Origin of the sequence: Streptomyces sp. ATCC 21386 (assembly GCF_018728545.1) — a bacterium.
Classification (GTDB): Bacteria; Actinomycetota; Actinomycetes; order Streptomycetales; family Streptomycetaceae; genus Streptomyces.
This window is the reverse complement of sequence record NZ_JAAVVL010000001.1, coordinates 1758558-1781122: the sequence shown is the minus strand read 5'-3', so window position 1 is coordinate 1781122 and position 22565 is coordinate 1758558. Positions and strand designations below refer to the sequence as shown.

20 protein-coding genes and 1 pseudogene are annotated in these 22565 nt (G+C 71.6%); 5 read left to right on the top strand and 16 right to left on the bottom strand.

Annotated features, from left to right (window positions below):
* Window positions 1-125 precede the first annotated feature (125 nt).
* Together GWK25_RS07845 and GWK25_RS07840 are read left to right on the top strand one after the other, a co-directional pair.
* On the top strand, window positions 126-683 hold the full coding sequence (locus GWK25_RS07845) for a phage tail protein (RefSeq protein ID WP_215449101.1): 558 nt from the start codon (window positions 126-128) through the stop codon (window positions 681-683).
* Complete coding sequence (locus tag GWK25_RS07840; protein WP_215449100.1) at window positions 680-2251, top strand: zinc ribbon domain-containing protein; 1572 nt, start codon at window positions 680-682, stop codon at window positions 2249-2251. The genes GWK25_RS07845 and GWK25_RS07840 overlap by 4 nt, the downstream gene beginning before the upstream one ends.
* Before the next feature lie 143 nt (window positions 2252-2394).
* On the opposite strand, the gene GWK25_RS07835 is transcribed toward GWK25_RS07840, so the two are convergent.
* The gene (locus tag GWK25_RS07835; RefSeq protein ID WP_308404474.1) at window positions 2395-3024 is read right to left on the bottom strand and encodes a TQO small subunit DoxD; all 630 of its coding nucleotides are present in this window, start codon (window positions 3022-3024) and stop codon (window positions 2395-2397) included.
* Window positions 3025-3199: 175 nt separating this feature from the next.
* Window positions 3200-4450 carry a hypothetical protein gene (locus GWK25_RS07830; RefSeq protein WP_215449098.1) on the bottom strand — a complete coding sequence of 417 codons (1251 nt, stop codon included), beginning with the start codon at window positions 4448-4450 and terminating at the stop codon, window positions 3200-3202.
* A 135-nt stretch (window positions 4451-4585) separates the two neighbouring features.
* On the opposite strand from GWK25_RS07830, the pseudogene GWK25_RS07825 reads away from it, so the two are divergent.
* Window positions 4586-5005: pseudogene (locus GWK25_RS07825) on the top strand (transposase); the annotation flags it as partial.
* A gap of 12 nt (window positions 5006-5017) precedes the next feature.
* Here GWK25_RS07825 and GWK25_RS07820 read toward each other — a convergent pair.
* From GWK25_RS07820 to GWK25_RS07805, 4 genes are all read right to left on the bottom strand, one after another.
* A complete protein-coding gene (locus tag GWK25_RS07820; RefSeq protein WP_251828765.1) occupies window positions 5018-6097 on the bottom strand; it encodes an amidohydrolase family protein in 1080 nt (359 codons plus the stop codon).
* A gap of 316 nt (window positions 6098-6413) precedes the next feature.
* Window positions 6414-7082, bottom strand: a complete 669-nt coding sequence (locus tag GWK25_RS07815) for an NADPH-dependent F420 reductase (RefSeq protein WP_215449096.1) — start codon at window positions 7080-7082, stop codon at window positions 6414-6416.
* Between the two features lie 177 nt (window positions 7083-7259).
* Window positions 7260-7472 carry an EF-hand domain-containing protein gene (locus GWK25_RS07810; protein ID WP_215449095.1) on the bottom strand — a complete coding sequence of 71 codons (213 nt, stop codon included), beginning with the start codon at window positions 7470-7472 and terminating at the stop codon, window positions 7260-7262.
* Window positions 7473-7545: 73 nt separating this feature from the next.
* On the bottom strand, window positions 7546-8460 hold the full coding sequence (locus GWK25_RS07805) for a MerR family transcriptional regulator (protein WP_215449094.1): 915 nt from the start codon (window positions 8458-8460) through the stop codon (window positions 7546-7548).
* A gap of 61 nt (window positions 8461-8521) precedes the next feature.
* Between GWK25_RS07805 and GWK25_RS07800 the strand changes: the two genes are divergently transcribed.
* Entirely contained in the window at window positions 8522-9160 is a 639-nt protein-coding gene (locus GWK25_RS07800; RefSeq protein ID WP_215449093.1) for a GNAT family N-acetyltransferase, read from the top strand.
* A 46-nt stretch (window positions 9161-9206) separates the two neighbouring features.
* Here GWK25_RS07800 and GWK25_RS07795 read toward each other — a convergent pair whose 3' ends face one another.
* The 6 genes from GWK25_RS07795 to GWK25_RS07770 all read right to left on the bottom strand — a co-directional run bounded on the left by GWK25_RS07795 (window position 9207) and on the right by GWK25_RS07770 (window position 15850).
* A complete protein-coding gene (locus GWK25_RS07795; protein WP_308404186.1) occupies window positions 9207-9839 on the bottom strand; it encodes an ADP-ribosyltransferase in 633 nt (210 codons plus the stop codon).
* A gap of 75 nt (window positions 9840-9914) precedes the next feature.
* Window positions 9915-11180, bottom strand: coding sequence for a hypothetical protein (locus tag GWK25_RS07790; protein WP_374200599.1), 1266 nt, complete (start codon window positions 11178-11180; stop codon window positions 9915-9917).
* 174 nt (window positions 11181-11354) lie between these two features.
* Window positions 11355-11858, bottom strand: coding sequence for an ATP-binding protein (locus tag GWK25_RS07785; RefSeq protein WP_215449091.1), 504 nt, complete (start codon window positions 11856-11858; stop codon window positions 11355-11357).
* Between the two features lie 449 nt (window positions 11859-12307).
* Window positions 12308-13075: an enoyl-CoA hydratase/isomerase family protein gene (locus GWK25_RS07780; RefSeq protein ID WP_215449090.1), complete on the bottom strand. Its 768-nt coding sequence runs from the start codon at window positions 13073-13075 to the stop codon at window positions 12308-12310.
* Window positions 13076-13170: 95 nt separating this feature from the next.
* The gene (locus tag GWK25_RS07775; RefSeq protein ID WP_215449089.1) at window positions 13171-14430 is read right to left on the bottom strand and encodes an Ig-like domain-containing protein; all 1260 of its coding nucleotides are present in this window, start codon (window positions 14428-14430) and stop codon (window positions 13171-13173) included.
* A 193-nt stretch (window positions 14431-14623) separates the two neighbouring features.
* Window positions 14624-15850, bottom strand: a complete 1227-nt coding sequence (locus GWK25_RS07770; RefSeq protein WP_215449088.1) for an Ig-like domain-containing protein — start codon at window positions 15848-15850, stop codon at window positions 14624-14626.
* Between the two features lie 149 nt (window positions 15851-15999).
* Here GWK25_RS07770 and glgX point away from each other — a divergent pair, with 149 nt between their 5' ends.
* Window positions 16000-18258, top strand: a complete 2259-nt coding sequence (gene glgX / locus GWK25_RS07765; protein WP_215449087.1) for a glycogen debranching protein GlgX — start codon at window positions 16000-16002, stop codon at window positions 18256-18258.
* Between the two features lie 286 nt (window positions 18259-18544).
* On the opposite strand, the gene GWK25_RS07760 is transcribed toward glgX, so the two are convergent.
* Genes GWK25_RS07760 through GWK25_RS07745 form a run of 4 tightly spaced genes read right to left on the bottom strand, consistent with a single transcriptional unit; the run spans window position 18545 to window position 22440 of the window.
* Window positions 18545-19237 carry a response regulator transcription factor gene (locus GWK25_RS07760; RefSeq protein WP_286014519.1) on the bottom strand — a complete coding sequence of 231 codons (693 nt, stop codon included), beginning with the start codon at window positions 19235-19237 and terminating at the stop codon, window positions 18545-18547.
* Complete coding sequence (locus GWK25_RS07755) at window positions 19230-20555, bottom strand: sensor histidine kinase (protein WP_215449086.1); 1326 nt, start codon at window positions 20553-20555, stop codon at window positions 19230-19232. Before GWK25_RS07755 ends, GWK25_RS07760 begins: the two co-directional genes overlap by 8 nt.
* A gap of 29 nt (window positions 20556-20584) precedes the next feature.
* Complete coding sequence (locus tag GWK25_RS07750) at window positions 20585-21334, bottom strand: ABC transporter permease (protein ID WP_215449085.1); 750 nt, start codon at window positions 21332-21334, stop codon at window positions 20585-20587.
* A gap of 38 nt (window positions 21335-21372) precedes the next feature.
* Window positions 21373-22440 (bottom strand): ABC transporter ATP-binding protein, encoded by a 1068-nt coding sequence (locus GWK25_RS07745; RefSeq protein ID WP_374200690.1) that lies wholly within the window; start codon window positions 22438-22440, stop codon window positions 21373-21375.
* Window positions 22441-22565: the final 125 nt, after the last annotated feature.

The following is a 22565-nucleotide window of genomic DNA, read 5'->3' as shown; positions in this document are numbered from 1 at the left end:
ACCCTTGACGGGGCGCAGCCCCAAAAGGGGCGCGGGGAACTGCGCGAGCAACCACGACGGACCCGCGGCCGCCAACGCACCGCACCCCCCGAGCTACTGGGCACCTCACCGAGAGGCGGCCAAAAATGAGGGGCTCCATAGACGGCCTCGGCTCCTCCACCCCCATCGGCTCCATGCTCCCCGCCGTGTTCGCCGACGACGACCTCGCCCAACGCTTCATCGGCGGCCTCGACGAGGTCCTCGCCCCGATCCTCTCCGTACTCGACTGCCTGGACTCCTACTTCACCCCGTCCCTGGCCCCCGTCGACTTCACGCAGTGGCTCGCCGGCTGGGTCGGCGCCGAGACGGACGGCACGGAACCGGAGGACCGCCTGCGCGCCGCGGTGGCCGCCGCCGCGTATCTGCACCGGGTACGCGGCACCCGGCGCGGCCTGTCCGAGGCCGTACGCCTGGTCTTCGGTGTGACCCCGGAGATCACCGAGAGCGGCGCCGCCACCTGGGACGCCCGCCCCCTCGGCCCGGTGCCGGGCGAACCCCGCCCGCGCCTGCACGTGGCCCTGCGCCTGCCCGACCCGACCCCGGCGGACGAACACCGGCTGGACAGCCTCGTCGCCGCCGCCCGCCCCGCCCACATGCCGTACACGGTCCAGGTGACCGCCGCCGAAAGGATCCCCGAGAGATGACCAGCCCGACCCCCGGCACCGGCCAGGCCCAGAGCTGCGCCGAATGCGGAACCCGCGGGGAGCCCGGCCAGTCCTTCTGCGACGCCTGCGGCGCGGTACTCGGCTGGTCCGGCACCCCGGCCCGGTCCACGACAGGCGCCGCCAGGAGCGAGAGCGCCGACCGCGCGGACTCCTCCGGCGCCCGGACCGACCCCCCGGCCGGCACGGACCCCGGACACACGACGAGCGAGCCCAGTCCCGCCGCCCCGACCCCGGCCGCCGCCCCGGCGCCCGCTCCCGCCGCCGCTGCCCCGGCCGGTGCCGGCCCCAGCCCCAACACCGCCGGGGGCGAACCCGGTTGGGACGCCTTCGCCCACCCGGGCGCGGGAACCGGCACGGCCCGCACCGCGCACGACACCGCCCAGGCGGGAGCAACCCCGGCCGCCGCCACCGGCGTCGCCGTCCCGGACACCGGCACGGCGCCCCGTACGGACGCACCCGCCGCCACCCACCCGGCGACCGCCCCGGCAGCCCCCGTCGCTCCGGAGGCCCCCACCCAACCCCAGCCCCAGGCCCAGCCCCAGCTCCCGGCGGCGGCCCCCCACCCCGGCGACGAGGCCCCCACCACCCCCCTCCCGACGCACGCCGCCCCCGCCACACCGGCCCCTACTCCCTCACCCGCACCCTCCCCCTCGGCCGCCGACCGTGCCCGGTCCCTCCTGGTCCCGGTGGCCGACCCCGAGCCCCGTGCGCCCGCGGAGCCGGCCGTGGCACCCGTGCTGCCGGGCCGCCCCGATGTGCAGCGTCCCCAGGTCCGGGCCCCGCAGCCGGAGTTCGGCACCGAGGGCGGCGTTCCCTGCCCGTGGTGCGGGACCCCCACCCGGCCGGACCGGCACTTCTGCGCACGCTGCGCGATGCCGATGGCGGGCCGTGCGGAGGCACCGGCGCGGCTGCCGTGGTGGCGCCGGGTGCTCACGGGCCGCAACACGGAGACCCCGTGGGCGGGTGACCGCCCCCGGCTGCGCCGAGGCTTCGGCCAGATCCTCAGCTGGCTGGTCGGCGCCCTCGTGCTGACCCTGATCATCACCCTCGCCTTCCAGGCCGACGACGCCTACCAGGCGACCCGGGACCACTTCGCCAAGCGCGCCTCGGTCGTCCCGGACAGCTTCAAGGCGTCCCGTTCCTTCCCCGGCCACAAGCCGCAGCTGGCCTTCGACACGTACAGCAACACGTGGTGGGGGCCGGGTGTCACCCAGTCCGGCGAGGGCGAGTGGATCGAGGCCCGCTTCGAGGAGCCGACGCGTCTGCTCGACGTGGTGATCACCCCGGGGGTCTCCAAGAACGCGGACCAGCGCGCCGAGTCGGCCCGCCCGCACCGTATCGAGGCGAAGATCACCGCCGCCGACGGCTCCGTCTCCACCAAGACCCTCACCCTCGACCAGACCGCCGGCGGCCAGCGCCGCAAGTTCCGTGTCGGCGACGCGGAGACCGTCCGGTTCACCGTCCGCTCCGCCTACGGCGCCGACGGCGAGAAGCAGGTCGCGATAGCCGAGATCGAGTTCTTCGGCCGCTCCAGCGGCACCAGCTAGAACCGGCTCCCGTCGCATCCGGCCGTCCCTCGCCGTGACGACTCGCCACCACCCCTTCCAGGGTGGGCGTTCGGAACGTACGAGGGACGGCCGGGACACACGGACGTCACCCCCACCGCCCCACCTGTACCAACTGCTCTCGCCTACTGCACCGCCCGCGGCCTCCCCCACGGCCACCGCCCACGTCCGCGCTGGCGACGACGGCGTATCGCGGCGCGCAGGCGGGCCGTCGTGGAGAACAGGCCTGCGTCGCCGGCAACCAGCAGCGGGGTCCAGGCGGCTGCGAAGACGATGTCGGCGCCGAAGTAGTACGGGCGGGTCGCCCAGCTCACGGTGAGGAAGAAGCTCAGCGCGAGGAGAAACCCGCCGAGTGCGGCGATACGGGTGAACAGCCCGAGCAGAGTACCCAGCCCGACAGCGACCTCGCCGAAGGCGATGACCAGGCCGGTGAAGGTCGGGTGTTCGGCCGCGAATGACACCAGCGGGCCGATCGGGGAGCTTGTCGCGGCGTACAGCATCTGAGCGTGGACGCCGAGGGGTGATGTGTGGTCCAGGTAGTGGGTGTCGAGGATTTTGGAGAGGCCTGCATAGAGGAATGTGCCCCCGAGGAAGACGCGTAACGGCAGGAGTGCCCAGATCGGTGTCCGTAGTGGCGCATCGGCCGGTGGCGTTGTTTCACCGGGGGAGGGCGTGGGGGACAAGTGAAGTCGCCTTTCATGTCGCAGGTGTGGCGACGAGAATCCCGGTGCGCATTTCGTCGCTGGTGCCGTCACCCCACACGACGTGTCGCAGCGGGAGTTTTTCAGCTGCGGCAGGAGTTTGCGCAGCCCGGCGTCGTAGGTGCAGGTGACCCGGAGCTTGTCTCCGGCCTTAGTGCGGACGTGTGCGAGCTCAGAGCCGTTTTTCGGCTTGTCGACCTCAGTGAGCTCACACACGTTCGACGTCTCGTCAGTTCTTGCGGGGGGAGACCGCCATGATGCCGATGCACATCTCGTCGCTGGTGCCGTCGCCCCACACCACGTAGCGCGGCGGCAGCTTGCTCAGCTGCGGCAGGCGTTTGCGCAGCCCCGCGTCGTGCGTGCACGTCGTCCGCAGGATGTCTCCCGGGCCGATCTCCACCGGCGACGGCAGCTTCACCAGCCGCTGGTTGTCAAAGTCGAACTGCGGCACGTCCAGCACGACCTTGGCGTCCGGGGTGCCCGGGTTGAGTTCGACCTTGATGGACCGCCCGAGCATGTGCATGTGGCCGAAACCGGCGAACAGCGTCATCGGCGCCTCCACCTTGTGGTCGCAGGTCTGGGTGTCACCAGGCTTCGGCGCGCCGCCCTGGTTGCACTCCTCCAGCTGCTCGTCCGCCATCTCGCCGACATCCGGCCCGAACCGCTTCGTCACGTCCGCGACCGAGGCCGCCCGGTCACAGAGGGGACCGGACTCGTCGGCGGCGCAGGGCAGGTCGATCGGCGCGTCGAGCGACCACGTCTCGAGTTCCCGGGTCCGCGGCGTGCCGTCCGTCAGCCGCAACCGCACCGCCGAGCGGTCCGACCCGGCCGATTTGCCGTCGGTCGCGAGCAGGTTGTAGTGGATCTGGAGGACGAGCAGGCCGCCCGGCTCCAGCTTGTAGCCGACGTCCTGGTCGAGCAGCGTCTCCTCGGCGCCCGGCGCCCAGGTGTCCACCCACGCCGCTTCCCCCTCTTCCACCTCGGCGCCGGCCACGCCGGTCCCGCCGAAGCACTGCCAGCCGAGGCCGGGGGTCTTCGCGTCCTGCTCGCGCACCGCGGCAGCGCCGCCCGGCGGCACCGCGTACACGATGGCGTGGTGCGCGATGGCGACGTTCTCCGGCGTGAACTGGGTCCCGGTCAGGAACGCCGCCTTGGTCAGGCCCGGATCGATCACCTGGCACCGGTACTCGTCCGAGCCGCCGCCCTCCGGCGGCGCGGGCGTGTATGCCTCGGCCATCTTCAGGTCGACGAACCGCTCGCCGACGCGCAGCGGCTGCGGCGGAGCCGACGACCCGCCCGCGTGCGCGCCGTGCGGTCCGGTCGCGGCGGGCGCCGCACTGTTGTCGGCGGGCGCCGCACTGTTGTCGGCGTTCGACCCGCAGGCGACGACAGCGAACGCCGTCGCCAGCACCATGGTGGCCGCCCCTAACCTCAACCGCCAGGCCGGCGCTTTCCCTGACGGCGCTGCGTTGACAGCCATCACTAGCCTCCTACACACGGGGTGCATCGCTTGTCTGGATGCCTGCTTCCTACCGAGCGAACCTGAGACGACTGTTAGAACCCGTCCTTGAGACCGTGTCGTCCTATGTGGTGAGGCGTCGCTGATCCGTGCATGGGGCGGGGTACGTGGAGGACTGAGCCGCTGTTCGCGGCCCTCATCTACGTGCTCGTCAGCGGCTGCGCCTGGCGCGCCTTGCCGCCGTGCTTCGGGACATCGAAGTCGACCGCCCACCGCCGGTACCTGATCTGGTCCAGAGCCGGCGTCCGGGGCCGTTTGCACGAGGCAGTCTGGGACGAACACACAGGTCCGAGCCCCGTGGACCGGGGCAAGCCGGGCTCCGAGACGCACGTCCTGTCGGACGCGAACGGACTGCCCCTCCTCGTCGGCATCTCCGCGGGCAACACCCACGACAGCGAAGGGCCGAAGCCCATGATCGAGGGTCACCGAACGAGACACGACCCCCACCGCGGCCGTTGCTTCAAGCCCCAGCGCCTACACGCAGACAAAGCCTACGACCGCGCCGACAGGCGCAGATAGGACACGGTCTCAGGCGCGCCTCAGCGCGGGCAACAGGCGGAGCGCGTTGTCGCGGTAGATGCCGCGTCGTTGGCGGTCGGTGAAGACGGGGTCGGTCTCGATGGCCGGCACCGTGAAGCCGGTGATGATGTCCGCGGAGGCGGCCGGCCAGTCGGTGCCGAAGAGGATCCGGTCGGCGCCGGCGGTGGCCACCAGAGTGCCCGAGGGGGCCGACGGGCCCGCCGTGTCGTAGTAGAAGCGGTGGAGGTAGTCCCGTACACGGGCAGCGTCGAGCGGTGGGGTGCAGAAGCCGCCGAAGGCCTCCATGCGGGTGGCGATCTGGGGGAGGAATCCTCCGGCGTGCGGCAGGATGACGGACAGGTGCGGGTAGCGGTCGAGTGTCCTGGTACGGATCAGGTTCACAGCGGCACGCGTGGTGTCCAGCAGGAAATCGCACATGAAGTTCGGAATTCCGGGGACGGTGGGCACGCCGGGTGTCCCGCCCGGGAGGTCGAGCGGATGCGTGAAGAGGACCGCGGCGCGCTCGTCGAGTTCGGCGAGGAAGCGGTCGTACGAGGGATCACCGAGGTAGACACCGTTGTAGTTGGCTTTCACGCTGGCTCCGACGGCACCGAGCTCGTCGAAGGCGCGGCGGAGAGCCCACGTGGTCACTTCGGGATGGTCCAGAACAGCGGGAGCGAGGACGGCGAAACGGCCCGGGTGCAGAGCCAGCAGGTCGGCCATCGCCTCGAAGACGACGGTGAGACCTTCCCTGGCCTGCGCCGCAGTGCGGTACCGGTCCTGCATGGTCGGGTTGAGGACCGCGGTCGCGATTCCTACCCGGTCCATCAGCGCCAGGGTGGAGTCCAGATCCCAACGCGCCCACCACAGCAGCTCCTGCCGCTGCACCAGGCCCTCACGCTCCGCCCAGTCGACCCATTCCGGGGCGGTGAAATGGTGGTGGACGTCGATCCTTGCCCGGCCGGCGTCATCGCCGCTCGTCGAGCCCCGCGGCACCGCTTCCCCCCTGGCCAGAGCACTGGACTCGCCCGTGGCAGCGGCGGTGGTCGCCAACGCCCCGCCGGCGACGAGCAGACTGCGCCGGCTCATGGCCCGGGTCGATTCGCACATCCGCGTTCCCCATCCGTAGCGCCATCGGTTTGCCGCACCACGATGGCCCGTCGGCGGGCCCACGATCACCACGGCGTGCCCTGTTCGAGGTTGGTTCCCTCGGACGGCCGCGTACGAAGCCGGGGGGGGCCGTCCCTCTGCACCACGTCAACCCGCGGGTCGGCCTACGGGAGCACGACTTCCGCGCACTCGACCGACTCCGCCCGCTCCCCGGACTCTCCACGAGGCACCGGCGGAGTCGTCGACGGCTCTTCAGTGGCTACGCGACCGGGGCCACGATCATTGCGGGACGCCCTTAGGGCGTGTTGCGGAAGTCCGCCGGGCGTTCCGGGGACGCCTCGGTCAGGGCCTTGGCCACCGCTTCGGCTCCGGCCTGGAGGCCGTAGACGGGGGTGTCGGGCTGCTGGCGCCAGGATTCGTCGAGGCCGCCCGCGTCGACGGTGTCGAAGCCGAGTTCGTCGATGAGGGAGCGGACCTTCTCCTTGGCCGCCTCGTCGTCGCCGGCGACGGGGAGGGCCATGCGGTCGGGGGCGCCGGCGGGAAGAGGGCGGTCGAGGATGTCCTGGGCGTAGGTGCCGTTGAACGCCTTGATGACGGGGTGGCCCAGGTGCCGCTCGGTCCAGCGGCTCTCGGTGAGACCTTCGTCCTCGATGCCGGCGATCCTGCCGTCGCGCTGCCGGGGGTAGTAGTTGCCCGTGTCGATGACGGCGACCCCGTCCGCCGCCTCGTCGAAGAGGCCGGACGGCAGGTCCGGGACCGCCTTCAGGGGGACCGTGACCACCACGACCTCGGCGCCGCGTGCCGCCTCGGCCACCGGGACCGGGGTCGCGCCCGTCTCCTCGGCCAGTGCGGTGAGGGTGTGCGGGCCCCGGGAGTTGGCGACGGAGACGTCGTGACCGAGGGCGGTGAGCCGTCGGGTGAGGTTGCCGCCGATGTTGCCCGCGCCGATGATGCCGATCTTCATGTCAGGCCGCCCTTGTGATCGTGGGGAGGGGAAGGGTCTCAGGACTCCCCCGCTTTACATGCATGCGCATGCATCGCAGGGTCCAACCCCACCCCGTCCCGCGCTATTCCCCCACCCGGCACGACGAAGGGGCGCCCTGCGTCGCACATGACGGAGAACGCCCCTCGGCCGCTCGGCTCACTTGCTCAGGTGGGCCCAGAACTCGTCGAACGACAGGAGCTTGTCGCCGTTGAGGTCGCGGGTGCGGATGATGACCTCCGCCACCGACTCGGTGACGTTCCAGTCGCCTTGCTGGGCGAGGGCGGTCTTGAACTCGGCGGCGGTGATGAACCCGTCACCGTCCGCGTCGATCCGCTGGAACTCCTTGCGCGCTGCCTCGATGTCCGCCACCGATCCGCCCCTTCTTGGTGCTCTGCCTCTGGTCGGGCAGTCCTGGCCTACAGTCCTACTGACGCAGGTCAGATTAACCGGACACCTGGGCGCGCAGTGCGGCGACCACCCACGCGAACTCCGCGGTGTGCGCCGACAGCGGCTCCACGCCCCGCACCAGCGCCGCCAGCTCCCGGAACCGGGCCAGCTCGGCGTGGGCCGCCGACGTGACGCCTTCCAGAAGGGCGGCCCGGTCGGCGTCGCCCAGCAGCCCGTCCAGCACCTCCTCGGCGGCGGGCGAGGCCGGGTCGACGCCGGCCCGCAGCGCGTCCCCCGCCAGCTGCACCAGACGGCTCATGAACCACAGGGACGTGCCCGCCGCCACCTCCGGTCCCCGATCCGCCGCGTTGAACTCGACGGTCTGCCGCATCCGCGCCCGGAACCCCGGGTCCTGGAGCATCTCGGCCAGCTCCACCCAGGCGTCCACCTGCTCGGGCGTGGGGTCCTCCGGCAGGTCGGCGAGGCTGAACCGCAGCCGGGTGCGGATGTCGGGGTCTGCGGTGTCGAGCCCTCCGAAGGCCTCCTCCATGAAGTCGTCGATGATCCGCCCGCGTTCGGCGGCGGACAGCCGGGCCAGTCTGTTCATGAGCGTCATCTCCTCCGCGGTCGAACCGCGTCGCGCCACGGTCGACAGCACCGCCCGGGTCACCTTCAGAGCACGGATCCGCGCGTCCAACGCGACCACGTGCGCGGCCGCGACCTCCGCGACGGTCGTCTCCCCCGCGAGCACCTGCCGTACGTGGTCCAGGCCGAGGCCCAGTTCCCGCAGGGTGCGGACGAGTTCGAGCCGGGCGACGGACTCCGCGTCGTAGAGCCGATAGCCGCCCGCGCTGCGGGTGACCGGGCGCAGGACGCCCTCGTCCGACCAGTAGCGGATGGTGCGGACGGACAGATCGGAGCCTCGGGCCAGCTGCCCGATGGTGAAAAGTTCGGTGCCGTTCTCGATCACGTCTGCGAGTGTGGGCCTTCCAGCGGGTGGAGACTCAAGGGCGGGGGCGGGGAGCACGGAGATGGAGAGTCTGCGGGACATTCTGGATGCGGCGGCCCGAGGTGTCTTCCCGCCTGCGGACGGCGGTACGACCGTCGTCGCCCAGCACTCACCCCGTGACGCGGGGGTTCTCTGCTTCACGGCGCACTCCGTCGTCTTCACCGACGAGGATCCGGAGTGGGTGCGCGAGGGCCTGGCGTCGATGGAGTGCGACGCGCTGTCCGCGAGCATGAACCCCCGGTTCCTGGCGGCCCTCATGGAACGGACGGGCCGTACGTCCGAGACCATCGACGCGATGCTGGTCGCCCCGCCCCTGCCGGGCGAACCGCCGCTCCCGCTGCGGGAGATCACGGACGCCGGCCACCCCCGCGTCGGGTACGCGCGGCGGCGCCGTGACGACGTACGGGTGTGGGCGGTGGAGGGCGCCGTCCTGACGACGGGCCGGGGGATCGCCGGGCGGCTGGAGGTCTCGGTCGAGGTGGACGAGGGCGTACGGCAGCGGGGGCTGGGCCGGGCACTGGTGCGGGCCGCACGCCATCTCGTCGCCGAGCCGCTGTGGGCGCAGATCGCGCCGGGGAACGCCCGCAGCGTGCGGGCGTTCCAGGGGGCGGGCTACCGCCCGGTGGGCTCGGAGATCCTGCTCATCCCCCGACAGTCGTGAAGCACCCCACGGCGGTGGGGCAGACCACGGCAGTGGGGCGTCGGCGTCAGTGCCAGGGCTCGTAGTGCGGGTTGCTCTCGCACTCGCTCATCTTCTCCGTCTTGGTCTTCTTGTCGACCGGGCAGACGCCGATGATGAACTCCGTCCGGATACCGCCGGGGAAGGCGACCTCGACCTGGTCGGCCCACTTGTGCTGGTCGCCGATGGTCTTGTTGACGTCGACGCCGCCGGGGGCATCGATGTAGTAGTTGTAGCCGGACTTGTACCAGGTCTTGTACAGGTCGTGGTCGTAGGTCGTGGAGACGTACGGCGAGGGCTGGTTGACCAGGACGTAGCTCTCGATGTCGTACTGCCCGTCGATGACGTCCTTGGGGTGGAAGCCCTGCTCGAAGACGACGGCCGGGCCCCTGCTGTCGCTGCGGTAGAGGGTGCCGCAGCTCTTGCGCCAGACCGGCTCGGGGGTGATGCGGGAGACGTCCACGCGGCGGTCGGCGGCGGCGTGCACCGGGTCCTCGAACTGGGGACAGGTCGGGGCGGCGGCCCTCGCGGAGGGGGCGGCGGGCTGCGAGGCGGGGCTCTGTGCCGGGGCGGTCGCGGCGGAGGTCGCGAGGACGGCGGAGAGGGACAGGACGACGGCGGCGGCCCGGCGGCGCGCACGAGAAGTGATCATGCCCAGCACGATCTCGGCTGCGCGGCACCGGGCCGGGGACCGTCACTCGTATGGAGGCGTGTCAGCCCGCCCGGTTGTCATGTGTCACCGGAAGATGCCCGTGTGCCCGAGGGAGTAGCGGCCCGGCTGCGGGTAGACCGCGAGGCCGTGCGGGCCGCTGCCGACGGGGATGCGGGCGAGTTGTTCCCCGGTGCGGGTGTCGATGGCGTACACCTCGGAGTCGTAGCGGCCGGAGAGCCACAGGACCTTGCCGTCGGCGGAGACACCGCCCATGTCGGGGCTGCCGCCGTCGGGCAGGTGCCACTTCTTGGTCAGCTCGCCCTTGGTGAAGTCGAAGACCGAGACCGTGCCCTCGCCGCGGTTGGAGACGTACATCTCGCGGGAGTCGCGGCCGATGTAGAGGCCGTGGGTGCCCTTGCCGGTGGGCAGCAGCTTCGGCTCCTCGAAGGTGTCGCCGTCCAGGACCCACATGCCGTGGGCCATCATGTCGGCGATGTAGAACCGCTTGCCGTCCGGTGAGATCTTCACGTCCTGCGGCATGGCCCCCTCGAACGGCAGTTTCCGCTGCCCGATCACCTTCATGCTCGCGGTGTCGACCTTCAGCAGTTCGCCGCTGAACTCGCAGGACACGATGATGTAGGTGCCGTCGAGCGAGAAGTCGGCGTGGTTGACGCCGTAGCAGCTGACCGGCTCGGTCTTGATCCGCTTCATGGTGTGCGGGTCGCGGAAGACGAGTTCCCGGTCGAGGGAGGCCATGACGACGGCGTACTCGCCGTTGGGGGTGAAGTACAGGTTGTACGGGTCGTGCACCTCGACCGGCTTGCCCGCCTTGCCCGTCCTCGGGTCGATGGGGGTGAGGGTGTGGCCCCGGTTGTTGTTGACCCAGAGGGTCTTCAGGTCCCAGGACGGCACGACGTGCTGGGGCTGGCGGCCGACCGGGATGGTCTCGACGACCTCGTAGGTCTTCGGGTCGATGACGGTGACCGTGTCGGACTCGCTGTTGGGCACGTACACCCGGGACGGGAAGTCCTTGACCACCGGGGAGAGCCGGTTCGGGCGGTCGGCGGCGTAGACGTCCCGGGGGTCCAGCACGGGCGGCATGCCGCGCAGGCCCCGGACCGTCGTCCGCTGCCGCTTCTTCTTCCGCTCGGCGGCCTCGGCCTCGGCCTCGGCGGCGGCCCGGTCGGCCCGGAGGCGCCGCTCCTGTTCGGTGGTCCCGGCCTCGGAGCCGCACGCGGCGACGGCGGCGAGGACGGCGGCCGCGAGGAGGGCACGCCGCACGAGGTGGCGCTGCTTGCGGGGGTGCTGCCTGAGGGGGCGCTGCTTGAGGGGGGTGCGGGGGGTGGTCACGCGACCTTTATAGGGATCCTCACCATGGATGCCGGCGATTCGGCCGATCGACGGAGGTGCGTGGCGGCTGCCGCCGGGTGGGCGGCTCGACGGGGGTGGGCGGCTCGACGGGGGTGCGCGGCTCGACGGGGGTGGGCGCGGGGACGGGCCGACGGGCCCGTGACTCTGACCTGTCTACCGGTCCGCGACTCTCATCTCGAACCAGGTCGTCTTGCCCCGGGGAAGCAGATCGACCCCCCACCGGTCCGAGAGCTTGTCCACCAGGAACACGCCCCGGCCGCTGATGTCCATCTCCTGGACCGGCATCAGACAGGGCAGCCCCCGTGAGGGGTCGCGGACCTCGACGCGGATCCAGCCGGGCCGGCGGCGCATACGGAGTCCGAAGACGCGGGCGCCGGTGTGCCGTACGGCGTTGCCCACGAGTTCGGAGACGAGTAAGACCGCGTCCTCGGTCATCTTCGGCGACAGCCGCCACTGGCGCAGGACGACGACCTGGGCGAGCCGCCGCGCGGTGGCCGCGGACTCGGGACGGGACGGGAGCGGAACCTCTGCCTCGGTGGGATTGCCGAACAACTCCAGTGCTTTCTGCGCCCGTTCGTCCTCGATCGCAGGTGACCAACGCGCCGCGGTCGCACTCCCGTGCCGCCGCGGCTGTTCGATACCCTCCAGCCCCGCCATGCCCCCATCATGGCCGTCCTGGGCCCTCTCCGGGGCCGTTCCACAGGAATACAACCCCCGGAACCAACCATTCCGGGGGTTTCGGTTGACATATGCCAGGGGCAGCAATCCGCTCGCCATGGCCCGCGTGACCTGCGTGAACGACCTGAACTTCGGTCAGCGTCGGGCCCCTTGGACGGGAATCTCTTAAGGCTGCCTTAAGACTCGGATAAACCGCCCCTTCGGGGGACGCGAGTAATACACCGCGTCAACTGCAAGTGGATCAGCGGAACTTGTACGGCGGATTTCGGGACGGGCCGACCTGCTCGCGAGCCATGCCGGCCGCGCTCGCGCAAGGCGTCACGGCCGTGCACGACGGGGCGCGCCGACCTGCTCGCGGCGCGCACCGAGCCGCGCCGCGCCGCGCCGGCCGTGGTCGCTCACAGCGTGCCCGCCGCGGCTCCCGTCCGTCAGACGAACTTCGCCTTGCCCGGGCCCTCCTCCACGAAGCTCCGCATCCCGCGCTCGCGGTCCTCGGTGGCGAACAGCCCCGCGAACCAGTTGCGCTCGATGGCGAGTCCGGTCTCCAGGTCGGTCTCCAGGCCCGCGTCGATCGACTCCTTGGCGGCCCGCAGCGCGATCGCCGGCCCGCGCGCCAGGCGGGCGGCCCACTCGTGCGCGGCGGAGTACACCTCGTCGGCCGGGACGACCCGGTCCACCAGACCGAGCGTCAGGGCCTCGTCCGCCTTGACCATGCGGCCGGTGAAGATCAGGTCCTTGGCCTTGGAGGGACCGACGAGCCGGGACAGCCGCTGGGTACCGCCCGCGCCCGGGATCACCCCGAGCAGGATCTCCGGCTGGCCGAGCTTCGCGTTCTCCCCGGCGATCCGGTAGTCCGCGCAGAGCGCCAGCTCGCAACCGCCGCCCAGGGCGTACCCGGTGACGGCCGCGACGACCGGCTTGGGGATGCGGGCCACGGCGCTGAAGGAGTCCTGGAGGGCCCGGGACCGGGCGACCATCGCCGCGTGGTCCATGGCCTGCATCTCCTTGATGTCCGCGCCCGCCGCGAACACCTTCTCTCCTCCGTAGAGGACGACGGCGCGGACGTCGTCCCGGTCCGCCGCCTCCTCCGCGACTTCCTTGAGGCGGTCCTGGGTCGCGATGTCCAGGGCGTTCATCGGGGGGCGGTCGAGGCGGACGGTGCCCACACCTTCGGCGACTTCGAGATGGACGGTCATGCAGGCAGGTTAACGGCCACTAACGGCAACGGCCCCGGTGCCGTGCATCACACCGGGGCCGTACGTGCCTACTGCGGAGGCTCAAGCGGTGGCGCTCACGCCTTCCACTTGCTCCAGGACATGTTCCAGCCGTTGTAGCCGTTGTCCGGGTCGACGATGCGGTCGTTGGAGTTCTTGACGACCACGACGTCACCGATCATCGAGTGGTCGAAGAACCAGGCGCCCGGCGCCTTGCGGTCCCAGCCGCCGCGGGTGTCGCGCAGGCCGATGCAGCCGTGGCTGGCGTTGTAGTTGCCGAAGGCGTCGCCGCCCCAGTAGTTGCCGTGGATGAAGGTGCCGGAGTTGGTCAGCCGCATGGCGTCCGGCACGTCCTTGATGTCGTACTCGCCGCCGTAGCCGACGGTCTCGCCGTTCATCCGGGTCACGCTCAGGCGCTCGCTGATGACCATCTGACCGTTCCAGGTCTCCATGCCGGGCTTGCCGGTGGTGACCGGGATGGTCTTGATGACCTTGCCGTCCCGCTCGACCTTCATGGTGAGCTTCTTGACGTCGACCGTGGAGACCTGGCTGCGGCCGATGGTGAAGGAGATCTTCTTGCTCTGCTCGCCGTAGACGCCGTCGCGGCCCTCGACGCCGTCGAGGTTGAGGTCGACGGTGACCTTCGTGCCGGCCTTCCAGTACTTCTCCGGGCGGAAGTCGATCCGGTCGTTGCCGAACCAGTGGCCCTCGACGTCGACGGCCGGCTCGGTCTTGATGGTGATGGCCTTCTCGACGTCCTCGGGGGCGGTGATGCCCCGGGTGAAGCGGACCGAGAACGGCATGCCGACGCCGACCTTCGAGCCGTCCTCGGGGGTGAAGATGCCGACGAAGGTGTTCTTCGGGGTCAGGGTGGTGAAGGACGAGTCCTCGGCCGCCTCACGCCCCTCGGAGTCCTTCGCGACGGCGTGCACCTTGTACTCGGTGGCCGAGTTGAGGTGGATGGACGGCTTCCAGCTGGAGCCGTCCTTGGCTATCTCACCGGCGATCTTCTCGCCCTTGTCGTTCTCGACGGTGACCTCGGACAGCTTGCCCTTGGTGGCGGTCACCTTGAGCGCGCCGCTGGTCGCCACGGCGTCCGCGCCGTTCTTCGGGGCGATGGAGACGACCGCCTCCGAAGCCCCGGTGGCCGCCGCCTTGCCGGAGGCGCTCTTGTCGGAGCCCTTCCCCTTCTCGCCGCCGGAGCCGGCGTCCGAGCCCCCGCCTCCGCCGCACGCGGTGACGGCGAGCAGCATCAGGACCGGCAGCATGGCCAGGGCCCCCTTGCGCCGCCGCGTCCGCGCGCCAACCGACGCCCCCGATATCGGTCGCCCGTTCAACTCTCTGTTCTCCCCTCGCACGGCCTGAGCAGGCCCGCACCCCTACGCGCAGCGTGCGCGTACGCACGTACATTAACCAGATGATCGGAATGGATGGGTCTCGGTGAATGTCACCGTTCAGTCCCAACTTGGATGATCACGCGCGTCCCCCCTGCCGGTGCCGGGCCGGGTGCCATGTCGCCGCTATGTCGGCCTACTTCACCGCCGCACCCGCTTTCCATTCCTTCCACCCCATGTTCCACCCTCCGAGGCCATTGTCGGGAGCGACCGTTTTGTCATCGCTGTTCACGACCTCGACGACGTCCCCGACGAGGCTGCGGTCGAAGAACCAGCCCGCGGGGGTGCCGGAATCGCCGCCCTTCACATCGCGCAGGCCCACACAGCCGTGGCTGACGTTGGCCCGGCCGAAGGCGTCCGGGGCCCAGTAGTTGCCGTGCAGGAAGGTGCCGGAGGTGGTCAGGCGCATGGCGTGCGGCACGTCCGGGATGTCGTACTCGCTCTTGCCGTCGGCCTTCCTGAAGCCCACGGTGGCCCCGTTCATCCGCGTCACCTCCAGCATCTCGGTGACGACCATCTTCCCGTTGTACGTCGTCGTCTTGGGCGCCCCGGCGGTGATGGGGAGGGTGGCGAGCACCCCGTCGCCGCGTTCCACGCGCATGGTGTGCCGGGCCGCGTCGACGACGCTGACCTGGTGGCGGCCGACGGTGAACGAGAACGTCCTGTCCTGCTGGCCGTAGACGCCGGGCGCGCCCTCGACGTCCCGCAGGCGCAGGGCGACGGTGACCCTGGTGCCGGGCCGCCAGTACCTCTCGGGGCGGAAGTCGAGGCGGCCCCCGCCGAACCAGTGCGGGCGGACCTCGACGGCCGGCTCGGCGGTCACCTCGACGGCGCGTTCCACGGCCGCGCGGTCCTCGATCGCCCGGTTGAACTCCAGTGAGACGATCATCCCGGTGCCGACGGTGGCCCGGTTCTCCGGTTTGACGTACGCGATGAAGCGCTCGTCGGGGACGTGCGTGGTGAAGGTGACGTGCCGTGCCGAGCGCCGGCCGTGGCCGTCGAGGGCGACGGCGTCGACGGTGTAGCGGGCGGCCAGCGCGAGCTTCGGTGAGCCGGTGGGGCGCCAGGTCAGTCCGTCGGCGGAGAGCCGTCCGGGGACGGGTGACTCCTGCGCGTCCTGGGACTTCACCACCTTGACGGACTCCAGGCGCCCGCTGGGCACCCGTACTTCGAAGCGCTGCTCCGGGCGCACGCCCTTGCTGCCGTCCTCCGGTGTGACCCTGATGGAGTCGTCGGGCGCCTTTGCGCTGGTGAGCGGCGTTCCGGCGGTGCATCCGGCGACCCCGGCGAGCAGGCCGGCCCAGGTGAGCGCGGCGGCCAGGGCGGCCCCGGCGCGGCGCGCGTGCTTCTGTGCGTGGTTCACGTGCGGCCCAACGACGGCGCACGCCCCCGGGAAACGTGAGTGCGAGGCGTGCTCTGGGCAGAACCCTTGGGAGGACGACGCGATGGGGAGCGGTGACGGGACATCTCGCTCCCCTTCTCCGTCGCCCACCGAGCCGCGGGAGGCCTGAGGTGTCGAGCGCAGCCGAGCAGGACGAAGTACGGGGGACGCGGGGGGTGCCGGCCGCGCGCCCGGCCACCGTGTTGAACGGCGACCGGCGTGAGGGGGGCCCAGCGCCGGAGCACAGGCCCGTGTGGCCGGGGGCGTCGACACCGCTGGGGGCGCGGTTCCGGGTGGGCCCCGACGGGGTCGCCGGCACCAACTTCGCGTTGTGGGCGGGCGGGGCGGAGTCCGTCGAACTGTGTCTGTTCTCGGCGACGGGCGAGGAGACCCGGCTGAGGCTGACCGAACTGACCCATGAGATCTGGCACGGCTTCGTGCCGGGCGTCCTGCCGGGGCAGCGGTACGGCTATCGCGTGCACGGCCGCTGGGACCCGTGGACCGGCGCCCGCTGGAACCCCGCGAAGCTCCTCCTGGACCCGTACGCGCGTGCCGTGGACGGCGAGTTCAGCCTCCCTGCGGAGGTGTACGCGCACGTCCGGGACTGGCCGGAGCAGCATGTGGCCGACACGGTGCGCGACGAGAGGGACTCGGCACCGCACGTCCCGAAGGGTGTCGTCGTCCACGATGACGACGACTGGGCGGACGACCGCCGTCCGAAGACACCGTGGGCGGACTCGGTCATCTACGAGCTGCACGTCCGCGGCTTCACGATGACGCACCCCGGCATCCCGGAGGAGCTGCGCGGCACGTACGCCGGTCTCGCGCACCCCGCCGCGATCGAGCACCTGGTGAAGCTGGGGGTGACGGCGGTGGAGCTGCTGCCCGTGCACCAGTTCGCCCACGAGGACCATCTGCTGCGCCGGGGCATGCGCAACTACTGGGGCTACAACTCGATCGGTTACTTCGCCCCGCACGCGGCGTACGCCTCGTCGGGCACGACCGGGCAGCAGGTCGGGGAGTTCAAGCGGATGGTGCGGGCGCTGCACGCCGCCGGTATCGAGGTCGTCCTCGACGTGGTCTACAACCACACCGCCGAGGCCGACGAACGGGGACCGAGCCTGTCGCTGCGCGGCATCGACAACCGTGGCTACTACCGCCTGCAGCACGACGCGCGGCGCTACGCGGACTACTCGGGCTGCGGCAACACCCTGCACGTGGTGCAGCCGCACGTGCTCCGTCTGATCACCGACTCCCTGCGCTACTGGGTGACGGAGATGGGCGTCGACGGCTTCCGCTTCGACCTGGCCGCAGCGCTCGCCCGCTCGATGCACGACGTCGACATGCTCTCCCCGTTCCTCGCGGTCATCGCCCAGGACCCGGTGCTGCGCCGGGTGAAGCTGATCGCCGAGCCGTGGGACGTGGGTTCGGGCGGCTACCAGGTCGGGGCCTTCCCGCCCCTGTGGACGGAGTGGAACGACCGGTACCGGGGTGCGGTCCGGGACTTCTGGCGGGGTGCGCTGCCGGACGTGCGGGACCTCGGCTACCGCCTGTCGGGATCGAGCGACCTGTACGCCTGGGGCGGGCGGCGGCCCTACGCCTCGGTCAACTTCATCACCGCGCACGACGGTTTCACCCTGCGCGACCTGGTGTCGTACGAGCGCAAGCACAACGAGGCGAACGGGGAGGGCAACCGGGACGGCTCGGACGACAACCGGTCCTGGAACTGCGGCGCCGAGGGCGAGACGGACGACGAACGCGTACGGGCGCTTCGGCGGCGCCAGTTGCGCAACCTCCTGACCACCCTGCTGCTCTCCACGGGCGTGCCGATGCTGGTCGCCGGCGACGAGCTGGGCCGCACGCAGGGGGGCAACAACAACGCGTACTGCCAGGACAACGAGATCAGCTGGATCGACTGGAGCCTGCTGGAGGACCCCGCCTGGAAGGCCCTCTTCGACCTCACGTCCCGGCTGATCGCGCTGCGCCACGCGCACCCGGTCCTGCGCCGCCGCGCCTTCTTCTCCGGCCGCGCCCACTCGGCGGACGGCCTGCGCGACCTCGCCTGGTTCACCGCCCGCGGCACGGAGATGACGGAACGGGACTGGTACGCGCCGGCCTCGACGCTGGGCATGTATCTGTCGGGCCGGGACATCCCGGGCCGCGACGCGCGGGGGGCGCCCGTCCTGGACGACAGCTTCCTCACGGTCCTGCACGCCGGCGACCGCCCGGTGAGCTTCGTACTGCCGGGGACGCCGTGGGCCAGGCGCTACGAGGTGGTCGTCGACACGTCCCGGGAGGAACAGGGGGAAGGACCGGGGGTGGTGCACCGGGCGGGGGAGACGGTGACGGTACCGGCGCGCTGCGTACTGCTGCTGCGGGTGGCCGACTGATCCTCCTTCGCCCCCGCCGCCCTTACCCGTCCCATCCCAGGGGCTGCGCCCCTTCGACCCCCTGGCGCGAGTCGTTCGTCTGCGGGCCCGGTGGGGCTTCTCGCGCAGTTCCCCGCGCCCCTGATAGGGGCGCGGGGAACTGCGCGAACGGGGTCCGGGGCGGAGCCCCGAGTCTTTGACGCGGGGGTGAAAGGGGCGCGCAGCCCCTGGGATGGGACGGGTAGGGGCGGCGGGGGCGAGAAAGAGCGCATCAGGCCATGTCGAGGCACGGGCCGCCGTGTACGCCTCAGCCGAGGATGCCGCGTTCGTATGCCTCGGCCACCGCCGCCGCTCGGTCCTTCACGCCCAGTTTCGCGTAGAGGTGGGTGAGGTGGGTCTTGACCGTGGCCTCGCTGATGAAGAGTTCGCGGGCGATCTCGCGGTTGGCGGTGCCCCGGGCCACGAGGGTGAGGACCTCGCGCTCGCGGGCGGAGAGGGGCTCGTGGGCGGGGGTGCGCGGGGTGCGGACCGCCGCGACCAGTCGGGAGGCGACCGCCGGGGAGAGGACGGTGCGGCCCTCGGCGGCCGCGCGGACCGCCGTGAACAACTCCTCGCGCGGCGCGTCCTTGAGGAGGTACCCGGTCGCGCCCGCCTCGATCGCCGGGAGGGTGTCGGAGTCGGTGTCGTACGTGGTGAGGACGAGGACCTTCGCGCGGGCCCCCCGGCGGGTCAGCTCACGGATGGCGTCCACGCCACCCCCGCCCGGCATGCGCAGGTCCATCAGGACCACGTCGGGGTCGAGCGCGGCGACGAGTTCCACCGCCTCGACGCCGCCCGACGCCTCGCCGAGGACGGCGAAGCCGGGCGCGGACTCGAACATGCCGCGCAGACCGTCCCGTACGACGGGATGGTCGTCGACGATCAGCAGGGAGATGGGGTTCTCCGGATGCGGATCCGAGGGTGGATGCGGGTGCGAATGCGGATGCGCCTCGTCAGTCATGGCGGACCAACGGTACGCGAGCCGACAGGGCCGTGCCCTGGTCCTGCTCGGACTCGACGGTGAGGGTGCCGGCGATGCGCTCGGCGCGGACCCGCATGCCGTCGAGTCCGAAGCCGCCCGCGCCGGTGCGCTCGGGGACGGCGAGGGGGTCGAACCCCCGGCCGTCGTCGCGGATGTCGAGGATGACCTCGTCGCCGAGGAAGGAGAGGGTGACGCCGACGCGGCCGGCACGGGCGTGCCGGGCCGCGTTCGACAGGGCTTCCTGGGCGATGCGCAGGAGCGTCGCCGAGACCTCGTCGTGCAGGTGCTCCACCCCGCCGGTGACGGTGAACTCGGCCCGCGTGCCCGTCCGTTCGCCCCATTCCGCGACCGTCTTCTTCAGCGCCTCGGGCAACCCGTCGTGCTCCAGGGCGACCGGGGCGAGATTGTGCACCGAGCGGCGGGCCTCACCGAGGCTGTGGCGGGCGAGGTCCGAGGCGCGGGCGAGGTGGGTGCGGGCGACGGCGAGGTCGGGGGCGCTCGCCACGACCTGGAGCTGGGCGATGATGCCCGTCAGCCCCTGGGCGATGGTGTCGTGTATCTCGGCGGCCAGCCGCCGGCGTTCGTCGGCGACACCGGCCTCCCGTGCCTGGACGAGGAGTTGGGCGTGCAGCGCGGCGTTCTCGTCGAGGGCCTGCTGGAGGGCGGCGTTGGTGCTTTCGAGCTCGGCGATGGTCGCCGTGCGCTCGCGGGTCCGCTGCTCCTCCTGCTCGGTGAGATGGGCGATCACCATCTGCAGGCCGGAGTTGGCGGCCAGCAGGGCGGCGAAGGCGGTCCAGCGGACCGCCCCGTCCGGCGGCAGCCCACCCGACTGCGCGCCCGCCACGGTGACCGCGGCGGCGAACAGCCCGAGCCGTCGCCAGCGGCCCGGCAACAGTTCGTCCGCGTCCATGTAGCCGGTGGCGGCGTAGAACGCGAAGAACGGGTTGATCCAGGTCAGGGCGAAGGCGATGGCCCAGCGGACGACGTAGTAGCCGGTCCCGGCCGGGGACGGGGTCCGGCAGCGGTGACCGGCCGGGCGGGAACCCGACGGGCCGGGGTCGGTCGGGTCGGGGCCGGTCGGCCGGCGTCCGCTGCGGGTGACGTGCCACCACACCTGCAGCGCGACGGCGGCGACGATCAGGCCCCCGACGACGTACCACTCGGTGACATCCGCCATCAACTCGCCGGCGGCGACGGAGAGGACGGCGAGGACGGCGCTGACGCCGAGCAGCCCGTAGGGCCCCCAGGTGTGGAACTGGTCCCAGCGCCGCTCGATCATCCGGTCCGCCACGGTCATCTCCCCAGTCTGCACGGCCGTTCCCCCGCCTACTCCCAGCGGAACCAGCGTGCGGCGGCGGCCGTGAGCAGCACCGTCCACGCCACCAGGACACCGAGGTGGTCCCAGCCGGGCCAGGCGCCCGCCGCCGCCTCGTTCAGTGCCTGCGCGGCCGCGCCGAACGGGGTGAGGCCGACGGACCGGGCGAGGACGTCCGGCATGGTCTGCACCGGCATCCACACGCCCGCGCAGAACATCGCCGGGAAGAAGACGGCGGACCCGATCGCCGCCGAGATCTTCGTGGTGCGGGACAACGCGCAGATCACGGCGCCGAGGGCGAGGGCGACCAGGACGGCCAGGAGGAGCGCCACCGCGTAGCCGAAGGGCTGCTCGGGCAGCCGTACGTCGAAGGCGAGTCGGCCGACCGCCAGGGCGAGCAGCGCCGACACCAGGGCGGCACCTCCGTACAGGACCATCTGTGCGGAGAGCAGAGCGGCGGGGCGGACCGGGGTCGTGGACATGCGGCGCAGGACGCCGCGTTCGCGGTAGCCGGTGAGGGTCTGGGGCATCGCCTGGATCCCGCCGACGATCAGCCCGAGCAGCACGCTCACGGGGACGTAGCCGTCGACCGGGCGCAGCCCGCCGAAGGCCGGGTCGGCCTCGCGGAAGGACGGGATCGAGCCGAGGATCGCCAGCAGGACGGTCGGGAAGCCCAGGGTCCAGAAGAGGCTGCCGGGTTCCCTGCGGAAGAGGCGGACCTCGCTCTTCAGTACGGCGGTGTCGACTAATGCGGTACTCATGCCGCGGCGCCCTTCGCCACGGCGGTCGAGTGCGGTGCTCATGCCATCGCGCCCTTCGTCGGCTCGGTCCGGTGAGTGTCCTCGGTCCGGTGAGTGTCCTCGGTCCGGTGGGTGTCCTCGGGCCGGTGCGTGCCCTCGGTGCCGCGCGGCCGCGTCGTCTCGTCGGTGAGGTCGAGGAAGGCGTCGTCCAGCGTGGCGTCGGTGACCCGGAGTTGGTGGGCGGTGGTGTGGGTGCGGGCGAGGAGGGTGAGGACGGCGTTGACGGTTTCGTCGGTGCCGGAGAGGGTGACCCGGCCGTCCTTGTGCTCGACCGCCGCGAGCGCGGGCAACGCGTTCAGGTCACGGTCGTCCAGCGGGGCGGAGGGCGTGAAGCTGATGACCGTGGCACCCGCCGAGCGCCGGACGAGCCCGGCCGGGGTGTCCAGGGCGGCGACGCGGCCCTGGTCGATCACGGCGATCCGGTCGCACAACCGCTGCGCCTCCTCCATGAAGTGGGTCACGAGCAGGACGGTCACCCCGCCCGCGCGGATGTCCTCGATCAGCTGCCAGGTGTCCCGGCGGGCGCGCGGGTCGAGGCCGGTGGTCAGCTCGTCCAGGACGACGATCCGGGGATCGCCGACGAGGGCGAGGGCGATGAACAGCCGCTGCTTCTGGCCCCCGGAGAGCTTGGCGAAACGGGTGCCGAGCCTGGCCGTGAGGCCGAGGCGTTCGGCGAGCGGCCGCCAGTCCAGCGGGGCCGGGTAGAAGGCGGAGTACAGCTCCAGCGCCTCGCGCACGGTGAGTTTGGGCTGCAACTCGCTCTCCTGGAGCTGCGCGCCGAGCACCAGACGGGTGGCCCGGTGCTCGGCGACCGGGTCGAGGCCTGCGACCCGGACCCGGCCCGCGTCGGGCACGCGCAGGCCCTCGACGCATTCGACGGTGGTGGTCTTGCCGGCGCCGTTCGGGCCGAGGATCCCGAAGATCTCGCCCTCCTCGACGGTGAAGGAGACACCGTCGACGACGGCGCGGCCGCCGTAGGTCTTGCGGAGGTCGGTGACCTCGATGACGGGTGTGGACGACGTGTGTGGCATGTGTCGAGAATCCCGGCGGGACCGGGTCGGGCACATCGGCCATCGCGCTCGAACGGGCATCAGCCGATCGGTCGATGCGCCGGTACGACCCCCCGTGAGCTGCGCGTACGCCTCCGTGGCAGCGCGGGTCACGGGACGCTCGCCGGATCGTCGTAGGACTC

Bases quoted from the DNA above. Each gene is read 5' to 3' on its own strand.
- GWK25_RS07745 (WP_374200690.1), bottom strand. From the start codon at position 22,440: ATGTGCCCGACCCGGTCCCGCCGGGATTCTCGACACATGCCACACACG.
- GWK25_RS07800 (WP_215449093.1), top strand. From the start codon at position 8,522: ATGGAGAGTCTGCGGGACATTCTGGATGCGGCGGCCCGAGGTGTCTTC.
- GWK25_RS07820 (WP_251828765.1), bottom strand. From the start codon at position 6,097: ATGAGCCGGCGCAGTCTGCTCGTCGCCGGCGGGGCGTTGGCGACCACC.
- GWK25_RS07845 (WP_215449101.1), top strand. From the start codon at position 126: ATGAGGGGCTCCATAGACGGCCTCGGCTCCTCCACCCCCATCGGCTCC.
- GWK25_RS07780 (WP_215449090.1), bottom strand. From the start codon at position 13,075: ATGACCGTCCATCTCGAAGTCGCCGAAGGTGTGGGCACCGTCCGCCTC.
- GWK25_RS07815 (WP_215449096.1), bottom strand. From the start codon at position 7,082: ATGAAGATCGGCATCATCGGCGCGGGCAACATCGGCGGCAACCTCACC.
- GWK25_RS07830 (WP_215449098.1), bottom strand. From the start codon at position 4,450: ATGGCTGTCAACGCAGCGCCGTCAGGGAAAGCGCCGGCCTGGCGGTTG.
- GWK25_RS07840 (WP_215449100.1), top strand. From the start codon at position 680: ATGACCAGCCCGACCCCCGGCACCGGCCAGGCCCAGAGCTGCGCCGAA.
- GWK25_RS07755 (WP_215449086.1), bottom strand. From the start codon at position 20,555: ATGACCGTGGCGGACCGGATGATCGAGCGGCGCTGGGACCAGTTCCAC.
- GWK25_RS07750 (WP_215449085.1), bottom strand. From the start codon at position 21,334: ATGAGTACCGCATTAGTCGACACCGCCGTACTGAAGAGCGAGGTCCGC.
- GWK25_RS07785 (WP_215449091.1), bottom strand. From the start codon at position 11,858: ATGGCGGGGCTGGAGGGTATCGAACAGCCGCGGCGGCACGGGAGTGCG.
- GWK25_RS07760 (WP_286014519.1), bottom strand. From the start codon at position 19,237: ATGACTGACGAGGCGCATCCGCATTCGCACCCGCATCCACCCTCGGAT.